20 protein-coding genes and 1 pseudogene are annotated in these 26,124 nt (G+C 71.6%); 7 read left to right on the forward strand and 14 right to left on the reverse strand.

Translation table 11 applies throughout. The features are described from left to right. Positions 1 to 90 precede the first annotated feature (90 nt). From mgt to QA861_RS08875, 4 genes and pseudogenes are all read right to left on the reverse strand, one after another. Positions 91 to 1,339: pseudogene (mgt, locus tag QA861_RS08860) on the reverse strand (macrolide-inactivating glycosyltransferase). An 18-nt stretch (positions 1,340 to 1,357) separates the two neighbouring features. Next, entirely contained in the window at positions 1,358 to 2,632 is a 1,275-nt protein-coding gene (locus tag QA861_RS08865; protein WP_334587664.1) for an ABC transporter substrate-binding protein, read from the reverse strand. Further along, the gene (locus tag QA861_RS08870) at positions 2,632 to 3,465 is read right to left on the reverse strand and encodes a carbohydrate ABC transporter permease (RefSeq protein ID WP_334587665.1); all 834 of its coding nucleotides are present in this window, start codon (positions 3,463 to 3,465) and stop codon (positions 2,632 to 2,634) included. The genes QA861_RS08865 and QA861_RS08870 overlap by 1 nt, the downstream gene beginning before the upstream one ends. Further along, entirely contained in the window at positions 3,462 to 4,403 is a 942-nt protein-coding gene (locus QA861_RS08875; RefSeq protein ID WP_334587666.1) for a carbohydrate ABC transporter permease, read from the reverse strand. Before QA861_RS08875 ends, QA861_RS08870 begins: the two co-directional genes overlap by 4 nt. A 204-nt stretch (positions 4,404 to 4,607) precedes the next feature. On the opposite strand from QA861_RS08875, the gene QA861_RS08880 reads away from it, so the two are divergent. Beyond that, positions 4,608 to 5,474, forward strand: coding sequence for a phosphotransferase enzyme family protein (locus tag QA861_RS08880; protein WP_334587667.1), 867 nt, complete (start codon positions 4,608 to 4,610; stop codon positions 5,472 to 5,474). 89 nt (positions 5,475 to 5,563) lie between these two features. On the opposite strand, the gene QA861_RS08885 is transcribed toward QA861_RS08880, so the two are convergent. Further along, positions 5,564 to 6,466: a LysR family transcriptional regulator gene (locus QA861_RS08885; RefSeq protein ID WP_334587668.1), complete on the reverse strand. Its 903-nt coding sequence runs from the start codon at positions 6,464 to 6,466 to the stop codon at positions 5,564 to 5,566. A gap of 94 nt (positions 6,467 to 6,560) precedes the next feature. Between QA861_RS08885 and QA861_RS08890 the strand changes: the two genes are divergently transcribed. After that, complete coding sequence (locus QA861_RS08890) at positions 6,561 to 7,562, forward strand: DMT family transporter (protein ID WP_334587669.1); 1,002 nt, start codon at positions 6,561 to 6,563, stop codon at positions 7,560 to 7,562. A 50-nt stretch (positions 7,563 to 7,612) separates the two neighbouring features. Here QA861_RS08890 and QA861_RS08895 read toward each other — a convergent pair whose 3' ends face one another. The 4 genes from QA861_RS08895 to QA861_RS08910 all read right to left on the reverse strand — a co-directional run bounded on the left by QA861_RS08895 (position 7,613) and on the right by QA861_RS08910 (position 12,081). After that, positions 7,613 to 8,335: a 3'-5' exonuclease gene (locus QA861_RS08895; RefSeq protein WP_334587670.1), complete on the reverse strand. Its 723-nt coding sequence runs from the start codon at positions 8,333 to 8,335 to the stop codon at positions 7,613 to 7,615. Positions 8,336 to 8,495: 160 nt separating this feature from the next. After that, the gene (locus QA861_RS08900; protein WP_334587671.1) at positions 8,496 to 9,734 is read right to left on the reverse strand and encodes a DUF5919 domain-containing protein; all 1,239 of its coding nucleotides are present in this window, start codon (positions 9,732 to 9,734) and stop codon (positions 8,496 to 8,498) included. 115 nt (positions 9,735 to 9,849) lie between these two features. After that, positions 9,850 to 11,178: a copper amine oxidase gene (locus QA861_RS08905; RefSeq protein ID WP_334587672.1), complete on the reverse strand. Its 1,329-nt coding sequence runs from the start codon at positions 11,176 to 11,178 to the stop codon at positions 9,850 to 9,852. Positions 11,179 to 11,256: 78 nt separating this feature from the next. Further along, on the reverse strand, positions 11,257 to 12,081 hold the full coding sequence (locus QA861_RS08910; RefSeq protein ID WP_334587673.1) for a Tat pathway signal sequence domain protein: 825 nt from the start codon (positions 12,079 to 12,081) through the stop codon (positions 11,257 to 11,259). A 191-nt stretch (positions 12,082 to 12,272) separates the two neighbouring features. On the opposite strand from QA861_RS08910, the gene glgX reads away from it, so the two are divergent. The 3 genes from glgX to QA861_RS08925 all read left to right on the forward strand — a co-directional run bounded on the left by glgX (position 12,273) and on the right by QA861_RS08925 (position 18,479). Beyond that, positions 12,273 to 14,405 carry a glycogen debranching protein GlgX gene (gene glgX, locus QA861_RS08915; RefSeq protein ID WP_334587674.1) on the forward strand — a complete coding sequence of 711 codons (2,133 nt, stop codon included), beginning with the start codon at positions 12,273 to 12,275 and terminating at the stop codon, positions 14,403 to 14,405. 110 nt (positions 14,406 to 14,515) lie between these two features. Next, the gene (gene treY, locus QA861_RS08920; protein ID WP_334587675.1) at positions 14,516 to 16,912 is read left to right on the forward strand and encodes a malto-oligosyltrehalose synthase; all 2,397 of its coding nucleotides are present in this window, start codon (positions 14,516 to 14,518) and stop codon (positions 16,910 to 16,912) included. Between the two features lie 307 nt (positions 16,913 to 17,219). Beyond that, positions 17,220 to 18,479, forward strand: a complete 1,260-nt coding sequence (locus QA861_RS08925) for a M14 family zinc carboxypeptidase (RefSeq protein ID WP_334587676.1) — start codon at positions 17,220 to 17,222, stop codon at positions 18,477 to 18,479. Positions 18,480 to 18,518: 39 nt separating this feature from the next. Here QA861_RS08925 and QA861_RS08930 read toward each other — a convergent pair whose 3' ends face one another. From QA861_RS08930 to QA861_RS08940, 3 genes are all read right to left on the reverse strand, one after another. Beyond that, positions 18,519 to 18,977, reverse strand: a complete 459-nt coding sequence (locus QA861_RS08930; RefSeq protein ID WP_334587677.1) for an SSI family serine proteinase inhibitor — start codon at positions 18,975 to 18,977, stop codon at positions 18,519 to 18,521. After that, positions 18,974 to 20,338: a M14 family zinc carboxypeptidase gene (locus QA861_RS08935; protein ID WP_334587678.1), complete on the reverse strand. Its 1,365-nt coding sequence runs from the start codon at positions 20,336 to 20,338 to the stop codon at positions 18,974 to 18,976. Before QA861_RS08935 ends, QA861_RS08930 begins: the two co-directional genes overlap by 4 nt. A 125-nt stretch (positions 20,339 to 20,463) precedes the next feature. After that, positions 20,464 to 21,015, reverse strand: coding sequence for an FHA domain-containing protein (locus tag QA861_RS08940; protein WP_334587679.1), 552 nt, complete (start codon positions 21,013 to 21,015; stop codon positions 20,464 to 20,466). Between the two features lie 182 nt (positions 21,016 to 21,197). Between QA861_RS08940 and treZ the strand changes: the two genes are divergently transcribed. After that, positions 21,198 to 22,943, forward strand: a complete 1,746-nt coding sequence (gene treZ / locus QA861_RS08945; protein ID WP_334587680.1) for a malto-oligosyltrehalose trehalohydrolase — start codon at positions 21,198 to 21,200, stop codon at positions 22,941 to 22,943. 75 nt (positions 22,944 to 23,018) lie between these two features. Here treZ and QA861_RS08950 read toward each other — a convergent pair whose 3' ends face one another. Together QA861_RS08950 and QA861_RS08955 are read right to left on the reverse strand one after the other, a co-directional pair. Continuing rightward, positions 23,019 to 23,987 (reverse strand): aminoglycoside phosphotransferase family protein, encoded by a 969-nt coding sequence (locus tag QA861_RS08950; RefSeq protein ID WP_334587681.1) that lies wholly within the window; start codon positions 23,985 to 23,987, stop codon positions 23,019 to 23,021. Between the two features lie 55 nt (positions 23,988 to 24,042). Then, positions 24,043 to 25,176 carry an aminopeptidase P family protein gene (locus QA861_RS08955; RefSeq protein WP_334587682.1) on the reverse strand — a complete coding sequence of 378 codons (1,134 nt, stop codon included), beginning with the start codon at positions 25,174 to 25,176 and terminating at the stop codon, positions 24,043 to 24,045. 191 nt (positions 25,177 to 25,367) lie between these two features. On the opposite strand from QA861_RS08955, the gene QA861_RS08960 reads away from it, so the two are divergent. After that, positions 25,368 to 26,123 (forward strand): metallophosphoesterase, encoded by a 756-nt coding sequence (locus QA861_RS08960; RefSeq protein WP_334587683.1) that lies wholly within the window; start codon positions 25,368 to 25,370, stop codon positions 26,121 to 26,123. Position 26,124 lies beyond the last annotated feature (1 nt).

Consider the following 26,124-nt stretch of genomic DNA (forward strand, 5'->3'; position numbering starts at 1 on the left):
GCTCACTCGTCACAACCCTCCGAACACCCTGTAAATCCCTTGAACTGAGGGCCCGTTGGTCACCGGGGAGCCAGCGGGCCCTCTGCCCGTTCACACTCCGGGCAGCTCCGCCTCGATCAGGTCGGCGGCCCGTCGGGTGCCGCCCTCCCCCGCCATCCCGGCCTGGACCTCCGCGAGCCGCCTGGCGACCTCCGGATCATCCACGAGCGCGAGGGCGGCGGCGCGCAGCACCTTGGCGGTCGCCTCCTCCATGGGCACATGGCGGGCGACTCCGAGCGCCTGCAGCATGTCGGCGTTGCCGAACTGGTCGACGGCCTGCGGTACGGCGATCATCGGCGTGGCGGTGGCCAGCCCCTCCTGGCTGCCGCCGGCGCCGGCATGCGTGACGAACAGGTCGGCCTGCCGCAGGATCGCCAACTGCGGTACCCAGGAACGTACTTCGACATTGGCCGGTACGGGTCCCAGCTCGTCGGCGCCGACATGCCGGCCGACCTGGAGCACCAGGTGCCACCCGGGCAGGTCACCGAAGGCCCGCACGCACTCCCGGTAGAACTCCGGCTGCTTGGTGAAGGCGGACCCGAGCGACACCAGGACGACCTTCTCGGCGTCGGCGGGCCGCTGCCAGTCGCCCTGTTCGGAGCGGTCGCCCTGGCAGGCGCCGACGAAGGTGTGGACGCGTTCGTCGACGCGGTCGGCATTGGGCTGCAGCACCTTGGGGATCAGGACGAGGGAGCGGGCGGGGCGGCCGGTGAAGGGATCGGGGTGCTGGGTGATCCCGTTCTCCTTCAGCCAGCCCTCGAACCGTTCGTAGTAGGCCCGCCCCCGCTCGGTCTGCCGGGGTTCGGCCCACATCGGCTCGGCGACCTCCTCCTCGTACCCGTCCCAGGCGACGAGGTTCGGCGAGAGGGAGACCGCGGGCACGCGCCAGCGGTGGGCGAGGACGCGGGCCGGGTAGGAGGTGATGTCGTGCAGGACGAGGTCGGGCACATCCCCCTGCCCTCCTACGCCGTTCTCGTACGCCTCGATGAGCTGCGGGAGCGCCTGCATCGCGTCGGCGAGGAAGGGCTCGACGTTGTCGAGGAGGGTGGTGCCCCACGCCTCCGGATCGGCGTCGGGGCCCGGCAGCGTGGACTCGTAGAGCACGGGCTGTGCCCCGGTCTCGGCCACCTTTTCGGCGAAGGCGGGCGGAATCGCGTACGTGACACGGTGACCGCGCGCCACCAGTTCGCGGATCACCTCGATGCTGGGGTTCACGTGACCGTGCGCGGCGATGGAGAACATGGCGATATGGGCTGGGGTCATGGGATCGACCGTAAGCAAGACGAGACGTCTCGTGCAACTCGAATTTCGGGGCGGTTCACCGCTGGTAGCGCGCCAGCACCAGGTTCCCGTCTTCCTCCAGCCGTTTCCGCAGTTCAGCGAGGTCGATCGCGCCGCTGTAGTACTCCTGGAAAGCCGGGGTCGCGACCTTGTCCTTCCACTCCGGGTAACCCCGTACCGACTGGGCGGGGGCCGAGCGGAGGTGGGCCGCCAGGGCGGTGCCGGTGGCCCAGCCGTTCTTCTGTGTGCGCAGGGCCGGGGACTTCAGCGCCTCGGTGCCGGTGGGGAGCATCCAGTCGCCCAGCGCGAGGCGGACCATGTTGTCGGGGCGCAGCAGGAAGTCGATGAACTCGGCCGCCTCCCGCTGGTGCCGGCTGTCCTCGGCGATGGAGAGGGTCTGCGGGCTGACGCCCTGGGTGAGTCCGTCGGCGCCCGCCGGTGCGGGCAGCACCTGCCACTCGAAGCCCTTCGGCGCCTGTTGCGCGATCTGCTGGCGGTAGGAGAAGCCGAGCGGGACCATCGCGTACCGGCCGCCGAAGAACCCGGGCAGGGTGTCGGAGCCACCGCTGCCCAGCGTCGAACTCGACGCACTGTCATCGGAGTTGACCTGGTCGTGGATCGTACGGGGGACCACTTGCTCCGAGGCGCCGAAGCGGACGGTCATCTTGCCGTCGGCGCCCCGGTGGAACAGCTGGCCGCCCGTCGACAGCGACAGGTTGAGCGTGGCGGAGACGGGCTCCTTGAGCGGCCAGGCCACACCGTACTTGCCGTCACCACTGAGCTGCCGGGTGATCTTCCTGAACTCGGGCCAGCTCCACGGTTGTCGGGGGGTGGGGATCCGTACTCGCGCCTCCTTCAGCCAGTTCGTGTTGGCGATCAGCACACGCGGCTCCTGGAGGAACGGCACGCCGTAGACGCCGCCCCCGAAGGTCGTCGTCTCCCAACTCCGTTGCGGGATATCGGACTTGAGCCGGTCGGGCAGCAGCCGGCGCAGATCGGCGAGGTAACCGCCGTACGCGAAGTCCGCCAGGTCGTCCGAGGCGTCGTGGATGATGTCGGGCGCCTCACCGCCCTCGAAGGAGGTGAGCAGCTGGTCGTGGACGCTGTCCCAACTCCCCTGCACGTACTCGACCTTGACGTCCGGGTGGGTCGCGTTCCACTCCTTCACCAGCGCCTTGTTGGCGGCTACGGACTCGTCCTGCCAGGCGAGGGACTGGAAGCGGAGGGTGATCCGGCCGTCCCCGTCGCCGCCACCGCCGCCTGTGCAGCCGGCGAGGAGCAGCATGACGACGACGAGCCATCGCGCGCGCATCAGCTCTTCACCGCCCCGGCCATCATGCCTCCGGTGATTCGGCGTTGGATGAGCGCGAACACGACGAGCGAGGGCAGCGTCGCCAGGAACGCGGCGGCGGCCAGCGGGCCGAGGTCCGCCACACCCTCCGCGCCGATGAAGTGCGTGAGGACTACCGGCAGGGTCTGCTTCTCCGGCGTCTTCAGGAGCACCAGGGCGAAGAAGAACTCGTTCCAGGCGGTGACGAACGCGAACAGTGCCGTGGCCACGATCCCCGGCGCCAGCAGCGGCGCCGTGACGGAGACCAGGGTGCGCAGGCGTCCGGCACCGTCGACGGCCGCCGCCTCCTCCAACTCCACGGGCACGGCCCGTACATACCCGCCGAGCATCCACAGCGCGAACGGCAGCGACCACACCACGTACACCATCACCAGCCCGAAGACGGAGTCGATCAGCCGCAGGTTCTTCAGCACCAGGAACAGCGGGATGATCACCAGCACGAACGGGAACGCCTGGCTGACCACCACCCACCCGGTCGCCGCCCGCCCGAGCAGCGTGCGGTGCCGTGCCATGACGTAGGCCATCGGGGTCGCGAGGAGTACGGCGACCAGCGCGGCCGAGGCCGCCGCGAGCAGGGAGTTCAACGCGGCATGCAGCAGCGGCTGTTCGTCGAAGGCCTGGCGGAAGTTGTCGAGGGTCGGGTTCCTCGGGATCCAGGTGGGGTGCGGACTGCCCAGTTCACGCGGGGACTTGAAGGCGGTGGACAGCAGCCAGAGGAACGGCAGGGCCAGAAAGGCGAGATAGGCGAGAAGGGCCGCGTACTGGCCGACGCGGGCGCTCGTGCTCGTCCTCAACTCTCCTCACCTCCCCTCAGCCGGCCGACGAGGAACACGGCGAGAAGGACGGAGATCAGCGCCACCATCACACAGCCCATCGCCGCCGCATAGCCGAACTGGCCGTAGCGGAAGGCCTCTTCGTAGGCGAAGAGCATCGGCAGCCGGGTGCGTCCGCCGGGGCCGCCGTTCGTCAGGACGTACGCCAGGGCGAAGGAGTTGAAGTTCCAGATGAGGTTGAGGGAGGTGATGGCGAGCGCGATGGGTCGCAGTGCGGGCCAGGTGACGGTCCGGAAGCGGCGCCAGGCGCCGGCGCCGTCCATGGCCGCCGCCTCGTGCAGTTCACGCGGGGTGTTCTGCAGTCCGGCGAGCAGGGCGACCGTCGTCTGCGGCATCCCCGCCCAGACGCCGACGACGATGACGGCGGGCAGCGCGGTCGCAAGGCCGCTGAGCCAGTCGCGGCCGTCACCCAGGCCCAGGTCGCGCAGTGTCTCGTTGAGGACGCCCGTGTCCGCGTTGTAGACGAGCCGCCACATGATGCCGACGACGACCTCGGGCATCGCCCACGGGATGATCGCGAGGGCGCGGGCCAGCCAGCGCAGCCGTAACTCCTGGTTGAGGAGGAGGGCGAGGCCGAGGGCGAGCAGGAACTGCGGCACGGTCACCCCGACCGCCCAGACCAGCCCAATCCGGAACGACTCCCAGAACAGGGTGTCGTGCAGCAGGTCCTGGAAGTTGAGGGTGCCGATCCACCGCGTGGACGTGGTCCGGCCCGACTGGGCGTCGGTGAACGCCAGCAGGATCCCGTACAGCAGCGGTCCCACGCTCAGGACGAGGATCGGGATCAGGGCGGGCAGGACCAGGAACCAGGCGCCAGGGCCGCCGAGCGAGCGGCCGCCGTCCGGTCCGGCGCGAGTCGCGTGCTTGACCGGCCGCCTCGTTCCGGTCGCCAATGTCACGTGGTCGGCTCCTTTGGTCGCCCGAGGTGGCCCCGTCATGGTCGTGAAGCCCTGGTAACCCGTCAAGGCACCGCGCACACGCCCCCACCTGTACGAATGCGACACTGACCGGCGGATGGCGTGAACCCGACGCCGTTCGCGGACGTACACGGACGTACACGGGTGGCTACAGCCGGGTACGAGGGACTGCGCGGGAGGCGGACGATGGACGAGGCACGGGCCCGGGACGTACTGGCCACGGCGGGCGTACTACCCGGCACGGCGCCGGACGCGCGGCTTCTCGCGCTGGGCGAGAACGCGGTGTTCGCCGCCGGTGACCTGGTCGTCAAGGTGGGCCGCGACACCGAACTCCTCGACCGTGCGCGTCGGGAACTGGCCATCGCGCTCTGGCTCACCGAGGCGGGCGTCCCGGCGGTACGCGCGGCCGACCCGGAGGCGCACCTCGTCGAGGGCCACCCGGTGACGGTGTGGCACCGGCTGCCCGATCCCGTACGCCCCGCCGAACCCGGGGATTTGGCCGAACTCCTACGGACCGTGCACGCCCTGCCGCTCCCTGACTCCTTCACGCTGCCGCCCCGCGAACTCCTGGGCGGTGTCGAACGGTGGCTGCGGCTCGCGGGCGACGCGATCGACCCGGCGGACGCCGCCTATCTGCGCGAGCGCCGCGACGGTTTCGCCACGGCCGCCGCCGCGCTCACCCCGCGTCTGCCGCCCGGCCCGATCCACGGCGACGCGCTTCCCCGCAACGTCCACATCGGCCCGGACGGTCCGGTCCTGGTCGACCTGGAGACCTTCTCCGCCGACCTGCGGGAGCACGATCTGGTGGTCATGGCCCTTTCCCACGACCGGTACGCCCTTCCGGCCGAGGCGTATGCCGCGTTCACGGAGGCGTACGGGTGGGACGTCCGCGAGTGGGAGGGGTGTGGGGTGTTGCGGGGGGCTCGGGAGACGGCGAGTTGCGCGTGGGTCGCACAGCATGCGCCGGTGAATCCGAAGGCGTTGGCGGAGTTCTCGCGGCGGGTGGGGTCTTTGCGGGACGGGGATTCGACTGTGCGGTGGTATCCGTTTTGAGCGCCTAATGGGGGTGAGCTTGCTGTTGTGCGGCGGCTGCGGGTTGTGTGTGGCTGGTCGCGCAGTTCCCCGCACCCCTGTGGGGCGCGCTACTCCTCGGCCTGGATTTTCTGTGCTGCTCGGTGCAGTTCCTTCAGTACCGTTCTTACCGCTCTGCGGGCCGTGCGTTCCGGGCGGTGGAGGGCGTCGATGCGGCGTCTGGCGCGGACGCCGCTGAGGGGTTTGAGGACCAGGGCGGGGTGCGGGCGGGAGGTCCAGCGGGGCATCAGGGCGAGGCCTCCCCCGGCGGCCACCACCTCCGCCGCCACCGCGAACTCGTTGATGCGGTGGGCGAGACGGGGACGACGGCCCGCCGCCGTGGCGATGGCCTCGATCGTCGCCATGATCGGGAAGCCGTCGTGCACGGCGATCCAGGGCTGGTCGGCCACATCGCCGGGGGTCAGTCGTCCTCTGGCGGCGAGCGGATGGTCGGCGGGCATGGCCACATCGAGGGGTTCGCGCAGCAGCGGGGTCGCTGTCACCGTGCGCGGCCAGGGCGGGGCGTGGTCCAGACGGTGGGCGAGGACGAGGTCGTACTCCCTGGTCAACGATGGGAAGTCGTCCTGCGTGACGTCCTCGTCGGCCAGCGCCAGCACCGGCCCGTCCGGTCCGGAGAGGGCCCGCAGCAGCAACGGGAAGAACGCGGCGCCCGCGCTGTGGAACGCCGCGACGGACACCTCCCCGTCCGGCCGGTCAAGGAACTCCTCGACGGTGTGCCGGGCCCGCGCGAGCGCCGACTCCACCTCGGTCGCAGCGCCCGCCAGCGCCTGCCCGGCGTCGGTCAGCACCAGCCGACGCCCCTGCCGCTCGGTCAGTGGGACCGGGATGGCGCGCTGGAGCAGCCGCAGTTGCTGCGAGATGGCCGAGGGCGTGACGAGCAGGGCGTCGGCGACCGCAGTGACACTGCCCAGCTCACCGAGTTCGCGCAGGATCCGCAGCTGACGTTCGTCCACGGGTTCAGTGTAGACGGACCGTGTAGTAGAGCTAAAAGATCGTTTAAGAGAATGGTCCTGGGCTTCAGGGTCGTCGACGGTGCACTGTGGTCGCGTGTCCGACTCCCGCCGTACCGACGCGGTACTCCTCCTTGTCGCGCTCGTCTGGGGCTCCAGTTATCTGTCCGCCCAGACAGCCACCTCCGCCCTGCCCGTCCTCGCGGTCCTGTTCGCGCGCTACGCCCTCTCCGCACTCGTCTGTCTCGGCCTGGTCGCCGCCGGTCGGGGGACGGAGCTGAAGCGGGGCAGGGGTCTTCGTCCGTGGACCCGGGAGGAGGTGCGGGCCGGACTGCCGCTCGGGGTGACCCAGGCCGCCGTCCTCGTCGTGGAGACGTACGGAGTCGCCCACACCACCGCCGCCAACGCGGGCCTGATCATCAGCCTGACCATCGTGCTCACCCCTCTCCTCGATCGCGCCGGACACCCCGGTGGGCTGCCTCCGGCCTTCTACGCCGCCGCCGGCGTCTGCGTCCTGGCCGTCGGCCTGCTCATGTCCGGCAACGGCTTCCACGCGCCGCGTCTCGGTGACCTGCTGATGCTGGGCGCGGCCCTGATACGGGCGGTCCATGTGGCCCTGGTCGGACGCCTCACCGCAGGCCGGCCGATCCGCCCCCTTCACCTCACGACACTCCAGACCGTGATCGGCACGGCCCTGTTCCTGCCGGCCGCCGCACCCGACCTGCCGGCGCTCGTCCGAGCCGACACCGGGACCTGGACGCAGTTGCTCTATCTCGCCCTGTTCTGCAGCGTGTTCGCGTTCCTCGCCCAGACGTGGGCCGTGCAGCGCACCTCGGCGAGCCGGGCCAGCCTGCTGCTGGGCACCGAGCCGATCTGGGCCGCCGCGATCGGTATCGCCCTGGGCGGCGAGCACCTGACGCCGCTCACGGCGCTGGGCGCGACGCTGATGGTCACGGGCACGTACTGGGGCCAGTCGGTGGAACGCGCCCACCGGGCTGGGGCTGCCCTTCCAGCCCGTCCGGCGTTTGAGGACAGGCCCGTTCAGGGCCGTAAGGGGGGTCTGGGGGCGCAGCCCCCAGGAACGGGATGGGACGGGTAAGGGCGGCGGGGGCGAGGAAACTCACCACGCTCTCTCCCCCCACCCCCCCCTCACACCACCTCGCCCACAACCTCCCGCACCGGCCATGTCCCGTCGACGACCGCGTCGACCTCCCCCTTGCGCCGCAGAAAGCTCTGGAAATCCGCCGCCCACTCGGCATACCACTCGATCTGACGCCGATGCAGCTCCACCGCCCCGAGCGCCGCGACCTTGGGATGCCGCTCGGCTATCGCACACGCCAGCCGCGCCGCGGCCAACGCGTCCGCCGACGCGTCGTGAGCCGCGTCCAGCAAGACGCCGTACTCCGTGCACACCGCTTCGAGGTTGCGCTTGCCACGCCGATAACGGTCGACAGAGCGGTCGATCGTGTACGGGTCGATGACCGGGGCCAACTCCAGGCCGCCCAGCCGCTCCCGCAGGGACGGCAGCCCGTGCCGCCGCAGCTCCGCCGAGAGCAGGGTGAGGTCGAAGTTCGCGTTGTAGGCGACCACCGGGACGCCCGTCTTCCAGTACGTCGCCAGCACGTCCGCCATCGCGTCCGCGACCTGGTCGGCGGGCCGGCCCTCGCTGGTCGCGCGCTCGTTGGTGATGCCGTGCACCGCCACCGCGTCCGCCGGGATCTCGATGCCCGGATCGGCCAGCCATTCCCGGTGACCGAGCGGCTCACCGCCCCTCACCTCGATCACCGCGCCGGTGACAATGCGTGCCTCGCTCGGGTCCGTCCCGGTCGTCTCCAGGTCGAAGCCGATCAGCAGCTCGTGATGCCAGCCCATGCCTCGCCCCCCTTCATGCCTTTTTGGTGGTGCTTTCCCCCAGTGGTCTCCACGATCCCATGAGCCACTGACAATCAGAGGACCGCGTTCCGCTTACGCGAAGGCGAGCAGGTCGGACGGGGCCGGATCGGCTCGTTGACGGATCGGCGGATCGCGCAAGTCAGGACACGGGGCGCGAATCCGCCCAGGCCACCTCGAACTCCTCGCGATATGTCGGGAAGAGGCCGCTCTCCTCCGTCTCGCCCGGCTTGACCAGCCGGCTCCCGCCGCGCAGCACCAGCACCGGCGCCTCCATCCCGCGCGTCCGGCGCAGATACGTCTGCACGATCGCGACGCCGTCCGAGCCGTCCCCGTCGACGAGGTAGGCCGTGAAGCGGGGCGTCTCGTCGAAGACCTGGATCTCGAAGGCGCCGGGGTCCCGCAGACTCGACCGCACCCGGCGCATGTGCAGGATGTTCATCTCCACCGCGCGGCTCAACTCACCGCGTTTGATGCCGAGTTCCCGCTCGCGCCGTTTCACCGCGCTGGACGCGGGATTCAGGAACAGCAGTCGCACCCGGCAGCCGGACTCCGCCAGCCGTACCAGTCGCCGCCCGGAGAAGTTCTGCACGAGCAGATTGAGGCCGATGCCGATGGCGTCGAGGCGACGCGCGCCGCCGAAGATGTCCTCGGCCGGGAACTGGCGCATCAGCCGTACCCGGTCGGTGTGTACGGCGACCACGTCCCCGTACCGTTCGCCCACCAGGTCCTCGACCGCGTCGACCGGCAGCCGGCGCGCGGAGGGCACGTCGCCGCCCGCGCCGAGGGTCTCCAGGAGCTTGCCCGAGGCCCGCTCGGCCTGGTTCAGGACGGCTTCGGACAGGGCCCGGTTGCGGGAGACGACGTTGCGGGTGACCTCCAGCTCGTCCAGGGCGAGTTCGACGTCACGGCGCTCGTCCACGTACGGCTCGAAGCACGGCCAGTGCTGCACCATCAGCTCGCGCAACTGCGGGAGGGTCAGGAAGCTGAGGACGTTGTCGTCGGCCGGGTCGAGCAGGTAGCCCTTGCGGCGGCTGACCTCCCGTACGGCGACCGCGCGCTGCACCCACTCCTGGCCGGCCGGCCCGGCGGCGGCTACCACCCACTCGTCGCCGTGGACTGGTTCGTAGATGGGGCGCAGGACGGCGGCCACGACCGCGCGCAGCCGCTGCTCGACCAGGTTCAGCCAGATGTAGGCCCGGCCGGCCCGCTGGGCGCGTGTCCGCACCTCGTGCCAGGCGTCGGCGTCCCAGTCCAGTTCCGGTCCGATGGAGCCCGTCTCCATCGGCCGTGCCAGGGACACCGCGCCGGGCGGGACCTCTGTGGAGTTCCCCTCGTGACCCTCGTCACCAGGGGGCAGCTCCAGCCCTCCCGACCCCACCCGCGCACCGCCTTCCGCTCCCCCGAGCTCTCCCCGTCGGCCGGTCCCGGTCAACGATCAAGGAAGGGTACTCCGGGAGCGGTCAGCGGTGCAGCAGGATGGACAGGGTCGTTTCTCAACTACCGCTTTCGACATGCCCGTTCTGGTTGGCGAGGGCGGCCGGAGTGAGCGGATTCATAGCCGTGACATCGCGCGGGGCGATCGAGAAACCCTGCCAGTGGACGGGCATGGGCTGCTGGTCCTCGTCCCGGGCTATGTGGTGGAAGCCCACGTTCACCCAGACCATCGGGTGGGTGAGGGTCTGCCCGTTGACCCATCCGTCGACCGATGTCTTGGCGCCGACGCCGCAGTTGCCCAGGTTGTCGCTGGCGAACTGCTCGCACTTGTTGTACTCGGTGAAGTAGACGTCGTGGCGGGTGTAGCTGCGGCCGGGGTACTTGGTGGTGGCGCCGGGGACGATCTCGTACGAGCGCGCGTGGCCGTCCTTGTTCTTGCCGGTCGCGCTGACGACACGCCACCAGCGCATGTTCTTGGCGTCGCCCGCGAGTTCCTTCTTGACCTGGGTGCGGGTCGTCTTGTTGGTGGGTCCCTCCTGGCCGCTCGCGGGCGGGCTGACCACGGAGTCGTACTGCTCGACCTTCCCCTTGGAGGAGCCGTCGAGGCCGAAGTCGAGCCGCCAGAAGACGTTGTGGCTGTGGCTGGTGGCGTAGGCCTTCGCACCCTTGCCGATGGGCCAGCCGCGGCCGTCGCCCGCGTCGTAGTCCTCGGGGGCGAGGCTGCCGGTGGCGCCGATGTTCATGTTGACGGTGCCGTCGTCCTGGAAGCGCCACTCGGTGATGTACTCGTACCAGCCGACCTGGTTGACGGTATAGACGAGCAGGTCCTTGCCCTGGGTCTGCCAGACCTTGTTCGCGGTGTCGCCCTGCATACGGTAGGCGTGACCGCGTGAACGGGTGGTGGTGCACAGGCCCTTGACGTTCGCGTTGTCCGGGTCCCAGGCCTCGGGCACCTTGACGGTCTTGATGGTGCCGCCGGGGCACTCACCGGCCGCCAGGTTCATCAGGCCCTGGCCGAAGCCCGCCCCGGTGAGGTCCTGGTACTCGGCGTTTCCGTCGTCGTAGGGGACGTGGATCTGGCCCAGGCGCGCGGAGTTGAGGACCTTGATCGGCTGGGCCTCGCCCGGGGGCTGGTACGAGACGTTCTCCAGGACGAGCCCGGCCTCGCTCTCGTAGCGGTAGCACATCCGCCAGGTGGTGCCCGTGGCGAGCTTCTTCTCGATGCGGTAGGGCGCGCTGCACTCGGCGGGCGGCACGGGTCCGGCCTTCGGCTGGGCGATGGCCGGTCCCGCCGCCGAGGTGAGGCCGGCGGACAGGGCGACCACGGAGAGGCCGACGAGCCCGGCCGTCGCCCGCCCTCGGGTACGGCTGTTGTTGTTGACGCGCATGAAGTCGTGACTCCCTGGAGAGAGCTGAGGAAGGTAAAAGGAGGTTGAGAAGTGAACCGAGGGCCGCTCGCCCAGGGGTCAGCCGAGCTTGGCCACCTTGCGGGCGCTCAGGTCGATCACGAGCGAACGGGCGTCGATCCACGACCCGTTCTTCACCTTCGGGAAGAGCCGCACACAGCGGTGGTCGCCGCACGTGTCGAGTACGGCGGGCTGGGCGCCCGGAGTGGCCCGGTACACCATGCTGGTGACGAGCAGCTGGTCCGGCGAGGTGAGTTCCGTGCCGGTGGCGTCCTTGTAGTCGGCCTTCAGGCCCGCGCCCAGCGGGTCGGCTATCAGGAGCGCGGTCGCCTCTGCCGTCTCGGCGCGGCTCAGGGGCGGCTGTACGCCGTGCTGGGTGCCGGTCCGCTCGACCTTGCCGGTGTCGAGGTTGACGGTCCTGGTGACCAGGGTGTCGTCCTTGTAGTCGTAGTACGACACGTCCGCGCGCCGTGGCGCGTTCGGGTCGTCCACCTCGGCGGCCTCGGGCTCGGCGAGGTCGATGCCGATCCGCTGCGGGCCGCGCTTCCCCTCGACGTTCTCACCGGAGTCGAGCAGCTGACGGCTCAGGGCGATCCGCTCGACCCGCGCCGTCTCACCGTCGGTGAGCGGGTCGCGGCCCGTGCCCTTCGCGCCCTCGGCGGGTACCTGTTCGACGACCCCGGGCGGCGCGCCGACCTGCTGCTGCGCGGACTCCCCCGCGCCGCCGCCCGTACTCGCCGTGTTCCCGGCGGTCCCGGTGCGGCCCGACTCGTCGGCCCCCGCCGACCCCGGCAGCGTCACCGCGATCATGACGGCCGTACCGGCCACCGCGATGCCCGTCCCCGCCACCACCTTGCCCAGGTGGCGGCGCACGATCTTGCGCACGTTGTCCCCTTACTCCCCCTCACTGCCCAGGGAGTACGTGAAGAAGGAAAAGTTTTGACATACCCGCGTATGCGGGTACGCACTGGTCGACCGGTAAGAGGGACGTAAGTCGTAGGTGGTTCCATCACTTTCGGGGAGACTCGGAGGGGAGCAGGCCCCAGCGGCGGACCACAACTGAAAGAGTCGAGCGCATGCAGGTCTGGCCAGGAGAGGCGTACCCACTCGGTGCCACGTACGACGGCGCCGGTACCAATTTCGCGGTCTTCTCGGAGGCCGCCGACCGGATCGAGCTGTGTCTGCTCCACGACGACGGCTCGGAGACCGCGGTGGAACTGCGGGAGAGCGACGCGTTCGTCCGGCACGCGTATCTGCCGGGCGTGATGCCGGGGCAGCGGTACGGCTTCCGTGCGCACGGCGCGTACGCGCCCGAGCGCGGCCAGCGGACCAACTCGGCGAAGCTGCTGCTCGATCCGTACGCGAAGGCGATCAGCGGCTCGGTCACCTGGGGCGAGGAGGTGTACGGCTACCACTTCGACGAGCCCGAGCGGCGCAACGACCTCGACTCGGCGCCGCACACGATGTCGTCGGTCGTGGTGAACCCGTACTTCGACTGGGGCGACGACCGGCGGCCCCGCACCGAGTACCACCACACGGTGCTCTACGAGGCCCATGTGAAGGGCCTGACCATGCGTCACCCGGCGCTGCCCGAGGAGCTGCGCGGCACCTACGCGGCGCTCGCCCACCCCGCGATCATCGAACATCTGACCGGACTCGGCGTCACGGCACTGGAACTGATGCCCGTGCACCAGTTCGTGAACGACCACCGTCTGGTGGACATGGGCCTCAACAACTACTGGGGCTACAACACCATCGGCTTCTTCGCCCCGCACAACGCGTACGCCTCCTGGGGCGACCGCGGCCAGCAGGTCCTGGAGTTCAAGTCGGCGGTCCGGGCGCTGCACGAGGCCGGTATCGAGGTCATCCTGGACGTGGTCTACAACCACACGGCGGAGGGCAACCATCTCGGCCCGACGCTGTCCTTCCGGGGCATCGACAACGCGCAGTACTACCGGCTCGCCGAGGACCAGCGCTACTACATGGACACCACGGGCACCGGGAACTCGCTGCTCATGCGGTCCCCGCACGTACTCCAGCTGATCATGGACTCGCTGCGCTACTGGGTCACCGAGATGCACGTCGACGGCTTCCGCTTCGACCTCGCGGCCACGCTGGCCCGGCAGTTCCACGAGGTGGACCGGCTGTCGTCGTTCTTCGACCTGGTCCAGCAGGACCCGGTGGTGTCCCAGGTGAAGCTGATCGCCGAGCCGTGGGACGTGGGCGAGGGCGGCTACCAGGTGGGCAACTTCCCGCCGCTGTGGACCGAGTGGAACGGCATGTACCGCGACACCGTAAGGGACATGTGGCGGGGCGAGCCGCGCACGCTCGCGGAGTTCGCGTCCCGGCTGACGGGATCCTCGGACCTCTACCAGGACGACGGCCGACGTCCGCTGGCCTCGATCAACTTCGTGACGTGCCATGACGGTTTCACCCTCAACGACCTGGTGTCTTACCACGAGAAGCGCAACCTGGCCAACGGCGAGGACAACCGGGACGGCGAGAGCCACAACCGGTCCTGGAACTGCGGCGCGGAGGGCGAGACGGACGACCCCGACGTCCTCGCTCTGCGGGCACGCCAGCTGCGCAACTTCGTCGCGACGCTGATGCTGTCCCAGGGTGTGCCGATGATCAGCCACGGCGACGAGTTCGCGCGCACCCAGGGCGGCAACAACAACGCGTACTGCCAGGACAACGAGATCTCCTGGGTGCCGTGGCCGAACCAGAACGAGGACGGCAACGGCAACGAGGGCGCCGGACTACTCGACTTCACGCGCGCGATGGTGTGGCTGCGCAAGGACCACCCGGTCTTCCGCAGGCGCCGCTTCTTCCACGGCCGCCCCGTGGAGGGCACCCACGACGAGCTGTCGGACATCGCCTGGTTCACTCCGGCGGGCGAGGAGATGGTCCAGCGCGACTGGGACTCGTCACAGGCGGGCGCGCTGAGCGTGTTCCTCAACGGCAACGCCATCTCGGAACCCGGTGCCCGTGGGGAGCGCATCGCCGACGACTCGTTCCTGCTGATGTTCAACGCCTCGCCGAAGACTCTGGAGTTCGTGGTGCCGGTCAACCACGGCCGCCAGTGGCAGGTCGTGATCGACACGGCCCGCCCGGAGGGTGTGGCACCGGGCACGGGCGCGAAGGTCGCGGCGGGCGACCGTCTGACCCTCCTGGACCACAGCCTGACGGTGCTGCAACGCCCGGCCTAGTCCGCCCTCGCCCGTACTACGGCCCTCCGCGCGCGCGTGGAGGGCCGTTTCGGCGGCCGTAAGCAGGAGTCGATGACACGAAAGGCGGTGGGGCGGGTACGTAGTTTCCCATGACACCTGAGCGTTCTGAGCCGGTCGTGCCGACGGCCACCTATCGGCTGCAACTCCAGCCCGCGTTCCCCTTCGGTGCAGCGGCGGACGCCGTGCCGTACCTGGCGTCGCTCGGCGTCTCGCATCTGCATCTGTCGCCGTTCCTGGAGTCCGTGCCGGGTTCGACGCACGGCTACGACGTCGTGGACCACGCGCGCGTGCGGGGTGAACTCGGCGGCGAGGAGGGGTTGCGCGCGCTGGCACGAACCGCGCGGGAGCACGGCCTCGGCCTGGTCGCCGACATCGTGCCCAACCACATGGCGATGTCGCCGCGTCACAACCGACCCCTGTGGGAGGTGCTCCGCGAGGGCCCCGGGTCACCGTACGCGCGGTGGTTCGACATCGACTGGGAGGCGCAGGGCGGACGCCTGCTGCTGCCGGTGCTCGGACAGCCGCTGGGCGCGGAGTGGGAGCAGCTGAAGGTCGAGCGGTGGCAGGACGCGCACCTGGGGTACGAGGGCCACGTCCTGCGCTACTACGACCATGTCCTCCCCGTGCGTGCGGGCACCGAGAAGCTGCCGCTGCCGCAGCTCGTCGACGCCCAGTGGTACCGCCCGGCGTGGTGGCGGCTGGCGCGCACCGAGCTCAACTATCGGCGCTTCTTCAGCATCTCGGAGCTGATCGGGGTGCGCGTCGAGGACCCCGAGGTGTTCGCGGCGACCCACGGGAAGCTGCTGGAGCTGCTCGCCGACGGAGTGGTGGAAGGGCTGCGGGTCGACCATCCGGACGGGCTCGCGGACCCGGGCGGGTATCTGCGCCGTCTGCACGAGGCGACCGGGGGCCGCTGGACGGTGGTCGAGAAGATCCTGGCCGACGGGGAGCACCTCCCGGCGGGCTGGCCGGTCGCGGGTACCACCGGCTACGACGCCCTGCGGCACCTGGACGGCCTGTTCACGGACCCGGCGGGCGCGGGCGAACTCCTCGGCCAGTACCGGCGCTTCGCGGCCCCTCAGGCCGACCGGGGAGGGCACTGGGAGGCGACGGTACGGCGGGCCGCGTACAAGGTGGTGACGCATGAGCTGGCCACCGAGGTGGACCGGCTGACCCGCGTGGCGAACCGTCTCTGCGCCGCCTCCCCGGATCCAGCCCTGCGCGACCGCGCCCCCTGGGCCCTGCGTACGGCGCTGCGCGAGCTGCTGGTCCGCCTGGAGGTCTACCGGCCCTACAGCCCCGGGGACACGGCCTCCGTGATCTCCGAGGTGGCCGCCGCGGAGGCCCGCCAGGCGTTCGCCGTCCCGCAGGAGGGCGAGGCCGTGGACGTCGTACGGGACCTGCTGCTCGGTCGGGCGGCGGGCGGGGACGCGAACGACCCCGAGCACGTGGAGTTCCGGGACCGGTTCGCGCAGACGTCGTCGGCGCTGCGGGCCAAGTCCGTGGAGGACACGGCGTTCTACCGCTATGTGCCGCTGCTGTCGGCGACCGAGGTCGGCGGCGGTCCGGACAGCCCCGCGGTGTCCCCGGAGGACTTCCACGCCTACTGCGCGCGCGTGCAGCGCGACTGGCCGGCCACGGGGACGGTGCTGTCGACGCACGACACGAAGCGCAGCGCCGACGTACGCGCGGCGCTGGCCGTGCTCACCGAGTGCCCGCGACGCTGGGCCGACGTCCTGGCGGAGGTCACGCGCACCGGTGAGGGGCTGCCCGACGCCCAACTGGCGTGGGCGGCCTGGCAGACGGCCTTCGGCCTGGGCCCAGCGGACGCGGAGCGTCTCCAGGGCGCCCTGCTGAAGCACGTCCGGGAGGCGGGCCTGCACACCGCCTGGACGGAGCAGGAACCCGCGTACGAGGAGACGGTGGCGGCGTTCGTGGCGGCGGGCCCGTGCGGGGCGCCCGGCGGGCACGTGGCGGCGCTGCGGGTCGCCCTGGAGCCGTACATCCGGGCGAACGTCCTGGGCGCGGCCCTGGTCCACCTGACGATGCCGGGCGTACCGGATCTCTACCAGGGCACGGAGAGCGAGTACCTGGCGCTGGTGGACCCGGACAACCGCCGTCCCGTCCGGTTCCCTCCCGAGGCCCCCGGCGAGAAGGACGTGCTGACGGCGACGGCACTGCGGCTGCGCGCGCGCCGTCCGGCGGTGTTCGGCGACACGGCGACGTACACACCGCTCGTCGCACAGGGTCCGGCGGCGGCGCACTGTGTGGCGTTCGCGCGCTCCGGGGAGGTGGTCACGGCGGTCACCCGGCTGTCGTCGCGGCTGGCGGACGCGGGCGGCTGGCAGGACACGCGGTTGCCGCTGCCGCCGGGCCGGTGGACCGATCTGCTGTCCCCGGAGCGGGAGTTCACCGGGCACGCGCGCGTGGAGGAGCTTTTCGCGCGACTGCCGGTGGCCCTTCTGGAGCGGGTCGGCGAGGAGTGACGGCCCGAGGGGCGTGAAACCTTCGGCGCGCGCCTATGTGAGCGCTCAAGCGCCCGGCGCACAGCAGCGCGCGCTCGGGCGTGCTTGTACGACTACCGGCGGGTGGTGGTGAGGGCCCTCGCCGGGCCGTGCGCGGCCGTCCCGCGCGGGAGATGTCCCTGCCGACCGTTGCCGCCGGCCGTACCCGTCTTCGTCGTCGGGGGTGAATGCTTCTTGGCGCCCCCTGGAGCCGCCCCCGCTACCTCCTTGACAGTTCCCGGACGCCATGGGGTACTGCGGATTGCGACGCCGGGTGGACCAGACGGGGGTGAGTCTCCTGCCGGAGCTGCGTTACCCCAGTGTGAACGAACTCGTCTCGTCCGCGCGGGCGCTGGCCGCTCACCGGCCGGGTCTGTGCACCTTCACGCAAGTGGGCTCATCCCGCGCGGGACGGCCCCTGCACCTGCTGTCCGTGGGCCACGCACGACGCGCCGTGCTCGTCGTCGCGGGTGCCCACGCCAACGAACCCACGGGGGGCTCCACGCTCCTCTCCCTCGCGGAGCGGACCGTGCACGACCGCGAGTTGAGGGCGGGCACCTCCTGGCACTTCCTGCTGTGCGCGGACCCGGACGGTGCCAGCCTGCACGTCACTCCGGCGCCGCGCAGCCTGCTCGACTACCACCTCGGTTTCTACCGGCCCGCCGGTCCCGAGCAGCCGGAGTGGGCGCCCTCCGTGCTGCCGCCCGACCGGCTGCCACCGGAGACCGTCGCTCTGACCCGTGTCATCGACGAAGTCCGGCCCTATCTCCAGGTCACCCTGCACGGCACCGACGTGGGCGGCAGCTGGGTGCAGTTGACGAAGGACGTCCCCGGGCTCGCCGAGCCGTTCGCCAAGTCGGCGGCCGAGCTGCACATCCCGGTCGAGACGGGCGCCTCGGACGCGGCGGGCTGGCCCGCGTCGGGGCCCGGAGTGCACGTGATGCCGGCGCCGGGCACGGACGCGGCGTACCCGAGCATGCCGGACGACGCCCGGCACAGCACCTGGTACCACGCTCACCTCTACGGCGGTCTGACCGCGGTCGTCGAGGTGCCGATGTGGGCGAGCGACCTGGTGGACGACCCGGCCCCGCATCCCGCGCCGGCGGCGGCGATACGGCGGCTCGCGGGCCGGCTGCTGCGGGACGGCATGGAGGTCGAACAGGTCCTCGCCGACGCGCGGCCCCGTCTGGCGGACGCCGAGGGACCGCTCCTGCGAGCCGCCCAGTGGGCGTTGGAACTGGTGCCCGGGCTGGCCGCCGACTGGACGCACACCCCACCCGCCGACACCACGATGGCGTACGTCGGCAGCGTGGACGCGTTCGGCCGCCGGCTGCCGCTGCGGGCCGCCGCGATGCTGCTGCGGGTCCTGCGGGAGACCGACGACCGGGCGGTACCGCGCCTCGAGAACCTGGTCGCTGCCTGGAGCGACGCCTTCATGGTCCGCTTCCGGGCGCGCTGGGTGCCGCTGGACCATCAGGTCGAGCACCAGGCCCGTACGGTGGTGGCCGCCGCACGGCACGCGCGCGAGGGGGCCCCTCGGAGCAGCTAGGGAAGACCGTTCGCTCTGTCAGGACGCCCTCCGTGGCCCCTACAGTGCGAACACCGCCCCGGTCCTCGCCCTCAGTTCGCATCCGTTGGAGAACGTCCTGTCGTACTCCCGCGGGCGTCCGTTCCATTCGCCCCGCGCGTGCACGGTGACGGGCGAGTAGAGCATCGGGCAGAGAGTCTTCCTCGGCGGGATGCGGCCGATGTCGCCGTCCGCCGCCGCGAGGTCCGCACAGGCGCGGGCAGCCTGAGCGTGTCCCTGAGGCGGGTCGCACAGCACCAACGTGCCGCGGGTGTCCCCGGCGCCCGGCTCACCCCGGCTGACGGTGACGTAGAGCCAGTTGTCCCGGACGTCCTCCCGGGTGAGGGCCTGGGCAGGCGCGGAGCCCGCGACGAGGAGGCCGACGGCCAGCAGGGCCCCGCGTACCGCGCGCGCGGTGCCGGCGGTCCTGTTGACGCGTTCGGGTTTGATCGTGTTGCCGGTGCTGATGGTGTGGGTCATTCCCTGTGCATCGGCACCGCGGTCCCCGCACCCCACCCCGACTCACCCGAACGGGAGCCCACGCGCGCGCGGCTGCCCGCCAGTTCGAACGCGGCGAGCGCCACCCGCGACTGGTACTCCACCTGACGGGCGACCGGTATCCAGCGCGCCCCGCAGCCGTCGCGGTAGTCGGCGCACCACTCGTCGATCAGCCGGTCGAGCGCGCACAGGACGTCCGCGGCCCCCGGACCGGCGCCGCGCGCCAGCTGGTGCACCAGCCCCGCGGTACGCAGCGCCAGCCGCCGTCCGGCGATGCGGAGGGTGGCCAGGTGAGCGTTGCTGAGCGGGGGCAGCCGGCACGCGGTGCCGTCGTCCGTGTCAGGGTCCCAGGCGTCGGCGAGACCGGGGCAGACCAGCAGATTGTCGTCCACCGGGGCGAGGAGACGGTCCGCGTCGGGCACGCGCGCGAGGTGGGGCCGCAGCCGGCCGAGGACCACCTCCAGGTACCGCGTGTCGTGCCGCAGCGTGTGGCTGACGGTGCGCAGTACCGCGTCGGCGTCGACGGGCGGTGTGTCGTCCTCCACGGCGGCCACACCCCACATGGGCGCCTCGACGATCGCCGTCACCGTGCCGTGCCGGTGCGGGTGGAACCAGGTCGACTCGACGGCGGCCTCCGTGATGGCCGCGGCCAGGTCGCCGGGTGCCGGCGGCGGAATCCGGTGCACGGCGGGTCCCAGACCGGGCCAGTACAGGGTGTCGTACGGGCCCAGCTCGCGCGGGATGCCGAGCCGGGCCGCCGTCTGGGCGACGCGCTGCGGGAGACCCGGCAGGTCGCGCGTGAGTTCCACGAAGCCGCCGCCGACGTCGACGCCGTGCAGCGAGCACTGGAAGAACGGCCGCAGTTCGTCCTGGACGGCGAGCAGCGCGCGGGTCTCCGGCAGGGCGGCCCCGGCCGCGCCGTCGGGCAGCCACTCGGGCTGTTCCAGGAAGCCGGGCCGGAAGAAGTTCCGGAAGTAGTGGCCGAGGGTGAAGGGACCCGCGAGCCAGCCCTCGTTGCGGCGCGAGCCGTCGGGATCGAGACACAGCAGCAGGTTCCAGGTGGCGTCCGCGCGGACGGTCGGTCCAGGGTCGGCGAGGGCCCGTTCGGCCAGCCGGAGGGCGGTCGCACCTCCCACGGGCTCATTGGCGTGCGGTCCGGCGACGATCAGGGCCTGCCGACTGCCGTGCCCCACGGAGAGCAGCCACAGGAGCGTCCCCGCGCGCGAGGTGCCGATGGTGCGCAGCCGGGCGTCGGCGGGATGGCGGGCGACGAGCGCGGCGGCCCGGTCGGCCAGCTCGTCCACGGACGGGTAGCGGAGGAGCGGCGACAGGGCAACCTCCACAGCGGGGCCGTCGGTTCACTTGGTGTGCATGACGCACGCACAGTCAGTCACGACTCGGAGGGTACGTCAACACCACGACACGCAAAGTGAATCGCTCCTGCGGAGCAGGACCCGCGCAAGCGCTGTCACTCCGTCGAGAGGCGGAATGCCATGTGCCCGAAGCCGATCTGGTCGCCGTCCCGGACGACAGCCGCGCCGATCACGCGACGTCCGTTCACCGTCGTGCCGTTGGTCGAGCCGAGGTCGCGCAGCACCCACAGGCCGCCCTGGTGCCGGAGTTCGGCGTGGACGCGCGAGACCGTCTCGTGCGTGAGGCGCAGGCCGTTGGCGGGGTCGCGCCCTATGCGCAGCGGGTGGCCGTTGCCGGGGTGGGGCAGCAGCAGCTTGGGGAGCCGCTCGGACTGCCAGGCCCTGCGCAGCCGCACCGTGAAGCCGGAGACGGCTTCGACCGTCCCGAACACCAGGCGGGAGAGGCGGTTCTCGGTGGGCAGGTCGGCGGTGAGGAGGGCCAGTTCGTCGGACCGCCGGGCGACCAGCGCCAGTTCCATGCGCCGGATGAACGTGTCGTGCGAGAGCCGCCCCAGAGCGACCCCGTCGCGGAGTGCCTTCAGCGCCCGGTCGCGCTCCGCGTCGGAGAGTCGCGCCGGGTACGTGTGGAACTCGAAGGACGATGTCACTTCGTGATTGTCGGGCAGCGCGCGCGGGGTGTCCACACAACGCGGAAACGGCTGCTCTCCGGGCCGGTCTGACGACACCTGAGGCAAACCGGATGATGCGAGCCGGGGCGTCGGCGTTTGAAGCACCATGGGACGGGCTACCTCCCGGTGAGCACCGCTCGGCAGAGTAAGGGGATCCGTCCGTGCACTTCGAGGTGTGGGCACCGCAGGCCAGTCGCGTGACGCTCCAGTGCGACTCGGCCACGCGCGCGTTGGAGCGCGATCCGGAGCGCACGGGCTGGTGGTCCGGCGAGGCCGAGGCCGTGGACGGGTCGCGTTACGGCTTCGCCGTCGACGACGGCCCCGTGCTGCCCGACCCGCGCTCCCGCCGCCAGCCGGACGGCCCGGACGGGCTGAGCGCGGTCGTCGACCACGGCCGCCACACCTGGCGCACCGAGTGGGCCGGCCGCGCCCTGCCGGGCGCCGTCCTCTACGAGCTGCACGTCGGCACGTACACCCCCGAGGGCACGCTGGACGCGGCGGCCGAGCGGCTCGGCCACCTGGTGGAACTGGGCGTCACGCACATCGAGTTGATGCCGCTGTGTCCGTTCCCGGGGCAGCACGGCTGGGGCTACGAGGGGGTGTCGCTGTGGGCCGTGCACGAGCCGTACGGCGGCCCCGAGGCACTGAAACGCTTTGTCGACCGGGCGCACGCGCTCGGCCTCGGTGTGGTCCTGGACGTCGTGCACAACCACTTGGGACCGTCCGGCAACTATCTGCCCGCCTTCGGCCCCTACTTCACGGACACGCATCAGACGCCCTGGGGCTCCGCGGTGAACCTTGACGCGCCCGGCTCGGACGAGGTGCGCGCCTATCTGCTCGGCAGCGCGCTGGCCTGGCTGCGCGACTACCGGCTGGACGGGCTGCGCCTTGACGCGGTGCACGCGCTGCGGGACACGCGCGCGTGCCACTTCCTGGAGGAGTTGTCGAAAGCTGTGGACGCCCTCGCGTCCGACCTGGGCCGGCCACTGTTCCTGATCGCCGAGTCCGACCTCAACGACCCGCGGATCGTCACCCCGCGCGCGGGCGGCGGCCTCGGACTGCACGCGCAGTGGAGCGACGACTTCCACCACGCCCTGCACACGGCACTGACCGGTGAGGCGCAGGGCTACTACGAGGACTTCGCGCGGGCCCCGCTCGAAGCTCTCGCCAAGACCCTCACGGGCGGCTACTTCCACGACGGCACGTACTCGACCTTCCGGGGCCGTCTGCACGGCCGCCCGCTCGACCGCACCGGCGTCGCCGCGCACCGGCTGCTCGGCTACACCCAGACCCACGACCAGGTCGGCAACCGCGCCCAGGGGGACCGCCTTTCGGCCTCCCTCTCCCCCGGGCTGCTCGCCTGCGCAGCCGCCCTGATGCTCACCGGGCCGTTCACGCCGATGCTGTTCATGGGCGAGGAGTGGGCGGCGGGCACCCCGTGGCAGTTCTTCACCGACCACACCGATGCGGAGCTCGCGGAGGCCGTACGGCGGGGCCGGCGGCGGGAGTTCACGGCGCACGGCTGGGCCGAGGAGGACGTTCCGGACCCCCAGGACCCGGCGACCCGCGACCGCTCCTGCCTCGACTGGTCGGAGCCCGAACGCGAGCCGCACGCACGCGTGCTGGCCTGGTACCGGGAGTTGATCGCCCTGCGCCACGCCCAGCCCGACCTCACGGACCCGGACCTCTCGGACATCAAGGTCGCCTACGACGAGGAGGCCCGCTGGCTCGCTTTCCGGCGCGGGGACGTACGTGTGGTGGCGAACCTCGCCCCGAAGTCGACGGCGGTCCCCCTGGGCCCGCGACGGGCGCGGGTGCTGGCAGCCTGGGAACCGGTCGAACTCCCCGGCGCGGACGGGTTGTTGCTCGTCCCCGGGGAGTCCTGTGTGGTGCTGGAGCAAGGGTGAGCACGTTGTAGGCCTGACCGCTCACGTAAACGCTTACGCAAGCGTTTACGCGCCCCGCGTCCCCACCGCCTGCGCCTACCCCTCCTCGTCCGCCTCCCGCAGCTCCGTCACCCGTTCCAGGAGGATCGCCTCCCACGCGCGCCGCAGTTGGACTCTCAGCAGTGGCAGCGGGCCGGTGTCGCGGCGGGCGAGGCTCTCGGCGAGGCGGACGACCGTGTCGCAGCGGGCGAGCCACAGGCCGCGCAGGCAGGGACGGGCGGCGTAGCCGGCGAGGGTGGCGGCGCGTACGGCCGCGGGCGAGCCGACCGCGAGGGCGAGGCCGGCGATGTCCTCGGCCGGGTCGCCGACCACCGCGCCGGTCCAGTCGAGGACACCGCGTACCCGTCCGTCGGCGCTCACCACGAGATGCTCGCCCCGCAGACCGTGGTGGACGAGGACCGCCGTCCCGGCCTGCGCGGCGAGCTGCGTGGTGGCGGACGGGGTCAGCTGGTGCAGCAGGACGGGGTCGAACTCGTCGGCCGCGGCGAGGTGTTCGGCCGCGCCCGCGGCGGCCCGGCGCAGCGCCTCCAGGGAGCGTGGCCCGACCCGCGGCACGCCGAGTGTCTCGGCCTGGCGTACGGGCACCTCGCGCAGCCCGGTGAGGAACGCGGCGAGGTCGGCCTCGCCGACGGCGGAGACGTCGTGTTCCTCGGCCGAGCCGCCGGACACCCTGGTGTCCAGGGTGTAGGCCAGTCCGGCGGTCCACTCGCCGTGCGCCACGCCGACGGGGACGGCGACGCCGATGTGCGGGCGTACGAGGTCGCGCAGGCGCGGTTCGCGGCGCAGTCGCGTGGACGTCTCGCGGTCGGGGGCCAGGCGCAGTACGTGCCGGGAGCCGACCCACCAGGAGTAGTGCTCGCCGCCCGGCCCGCCCACGTCGGCCGGCCGGACGTCGGGTCCGGTGGCGCCCGTCGCACCGCCCGGTCCGCCGACGGTGCCGTCCGCGAGCAGGGAACGGACCAGTCGGCGGACCGCGTCCGCGGTGGGTGTCGGTACCTGGGTCATGATCGCGCCGCTGTCGTCCGGGGGTGGGGGCGGGGAGGTGGCTCCTGGTGTGGGGTCAGTCCACTATGACCATCTCCCGGGTCGTGTTGTTGAGGCGCCGGCCGCCGGCGCCGTCGTCGGTCACCGTGACGATGTCCTCGATGCGTACGCCGAAGCGCCCGGGCAGGTAGATGCCGGGCTCCACGGAGAAACACATGCCGGGGACTTGGGGCTGTTCCTCGCCCTCGATCATGTACGGCGGTTCGTGCGTGGTGACGCCGATGCCGTGGCCCGTGCGGTGGATGAAGTACTCGCCGTACCCGGCCTCGGTGATGACCGCGCGGGCCGCCCGGTCGACGTCCTGGCACGCGGCGCCCGGCCGCACGGCGCGAAAGCCCGCCTCCTGGGCCTCGCGCACGATGTCGTGCACCCTGCGCTGCTCGGCGTCCGGTTCGCCGACGTGGACCGTGCGGGAGGTGTCGGAGCCGTAGCCGTGCAGAAGGCCGCCGAAGTCGAGGACGACCATGTCGCCGTGTTCGATGACGCGATCGCCGGCCTCATGGTGCGGATTGGCACCGTTGGGGCCGGAGGCGACGATCGTGAAGTCGACCTGGGAGTGTCCGAACCGCCGCAGCAGATCGGCCAGCTCGCCCGCGACGTCACTCTCCCGGCGTCCGCCGAAGGGAACCTTCCGGACCTCGTCGTACGTTGCGTCGGCAGCCGCGCCCGCGGCTGCCAGGCGTGCCAGTTCCGCCGCGTCCTTCACCGCGCGCAGCATCGGCAGCCCCTCGGTGAGCGAGACGTACGAGCTGCGGGGCAGTGCCTTCTGGAGTGCCAGCAGATGCAGTGCCCACGCGTTGTCGCTGACCCCGAAGCGTCCCGCTCCGTCGAGGAGGGCGGCGGTGGCCGCGTACGGGTCCTTGCCGTCGGTCCAGTCGCGCAGGGGCAGTGCGGGCGCCCCCGTCGCCTGTGCCGCGTCCGGGGCCTCCAGTGCGGGGACCACGAGGACCGGGTCCTGCCCGGTGGCCAGTACCAGCAGGGTGAGGCGTTCGGTGACCGCGGTGGGCGCGTAGCCGGTGAGCCAGACGAGGTCGGGTCCCGGCGCCACGAGGAGCCCGGCGAGCCCCGCGTCCGCCGCCGCCCGCGCGGCTCGCCGCATCCGGGCCCGGTAGTCGTCGGCGGTGAAGGGCGCGGGCGTGCTGCCTGGCATCCGGGCCTCCGTGGAAGGGCGAGGTGCTACGGGCAGCATCCTGCCCGGATGCACGGGGTGGCGCGAGCCGATTGACGGCTCCCCTTCACCGGCTTCACCCGCCCCCACCCCTTCTACTAACGGCTGAGAGTTGATCAACCATTAGATCTAATGCTTTGATCTACCCAAACCATTAAGGGAGGCGGAAGACCATGCTCGTACTCGCTCACATCAGCGATCTGCACCTCGACGGAACCGCACGGTCCACGGCGCGTGCCGAACGGGTGCGCGACCGGTTGTGGGAGCTGCCGGGGCATGTCGACGCCCTGCTGGTGACCGGGGACATCGCGGACCACGGCACGGAGGCCGAGTACGAGGAGGCGGCGCACCTTCTCGGGCTGCGCACCGGCGACGCGCCCTTCCCGGTGCTCACCTGCCCGGGCAACCACGACAGCCGCGCCCCCTACCGCAAGGCGCTGCTGGGACTGCCCGCCGCCGAGGAGCCGGTCAACAGCGCGCACGTCTTCGACGACGCCGCCGTCCTGATGTGCGACTCCAGCGTGCCGGGCGAGGACGAGGGAGCCCTCGCCGACGAGACGTACGACTGGATCGAGTCGACGCTCGACGAACTGGACGACGGCGTCCCGGCGCTGCTCGCCTTCCACCACCCGCCCGTCGCCCTGCACCACCCCCTGCCGGACGCCCACCCGCTGACCGAACCCGACCGCCTGGCCGCCCTGATGGAGCGCAGGCCCCAGGTCGCCGCGCTCATCACCGGTCACGCGCACACGCCGGCGGCCACGGCCTTCGGCGGCCGGCCTCTGCTCGTCGGCCCGGGGGTCACCTGGACCCTCCGGCTGCCCTGGGAGGGCGAGCAGCCCGCCGACCGGGACGCGCCGGTCGGCCTCGCCTTTCACATACTGGACGACACCGGGCGGCTGACCAGCCACTTCAGGGTGGTGGTGTGAC

Origin of the sequence: Streptomyces sp. B21-083 (assembly GCF_036898825.1) — a bacterium.
Taxonomy (GTDB): domain Bacteria; phylum Actinomycetota; class Actinomycetes; order Streptomycetales; family Streptomycetaceae; genus Streptomyces.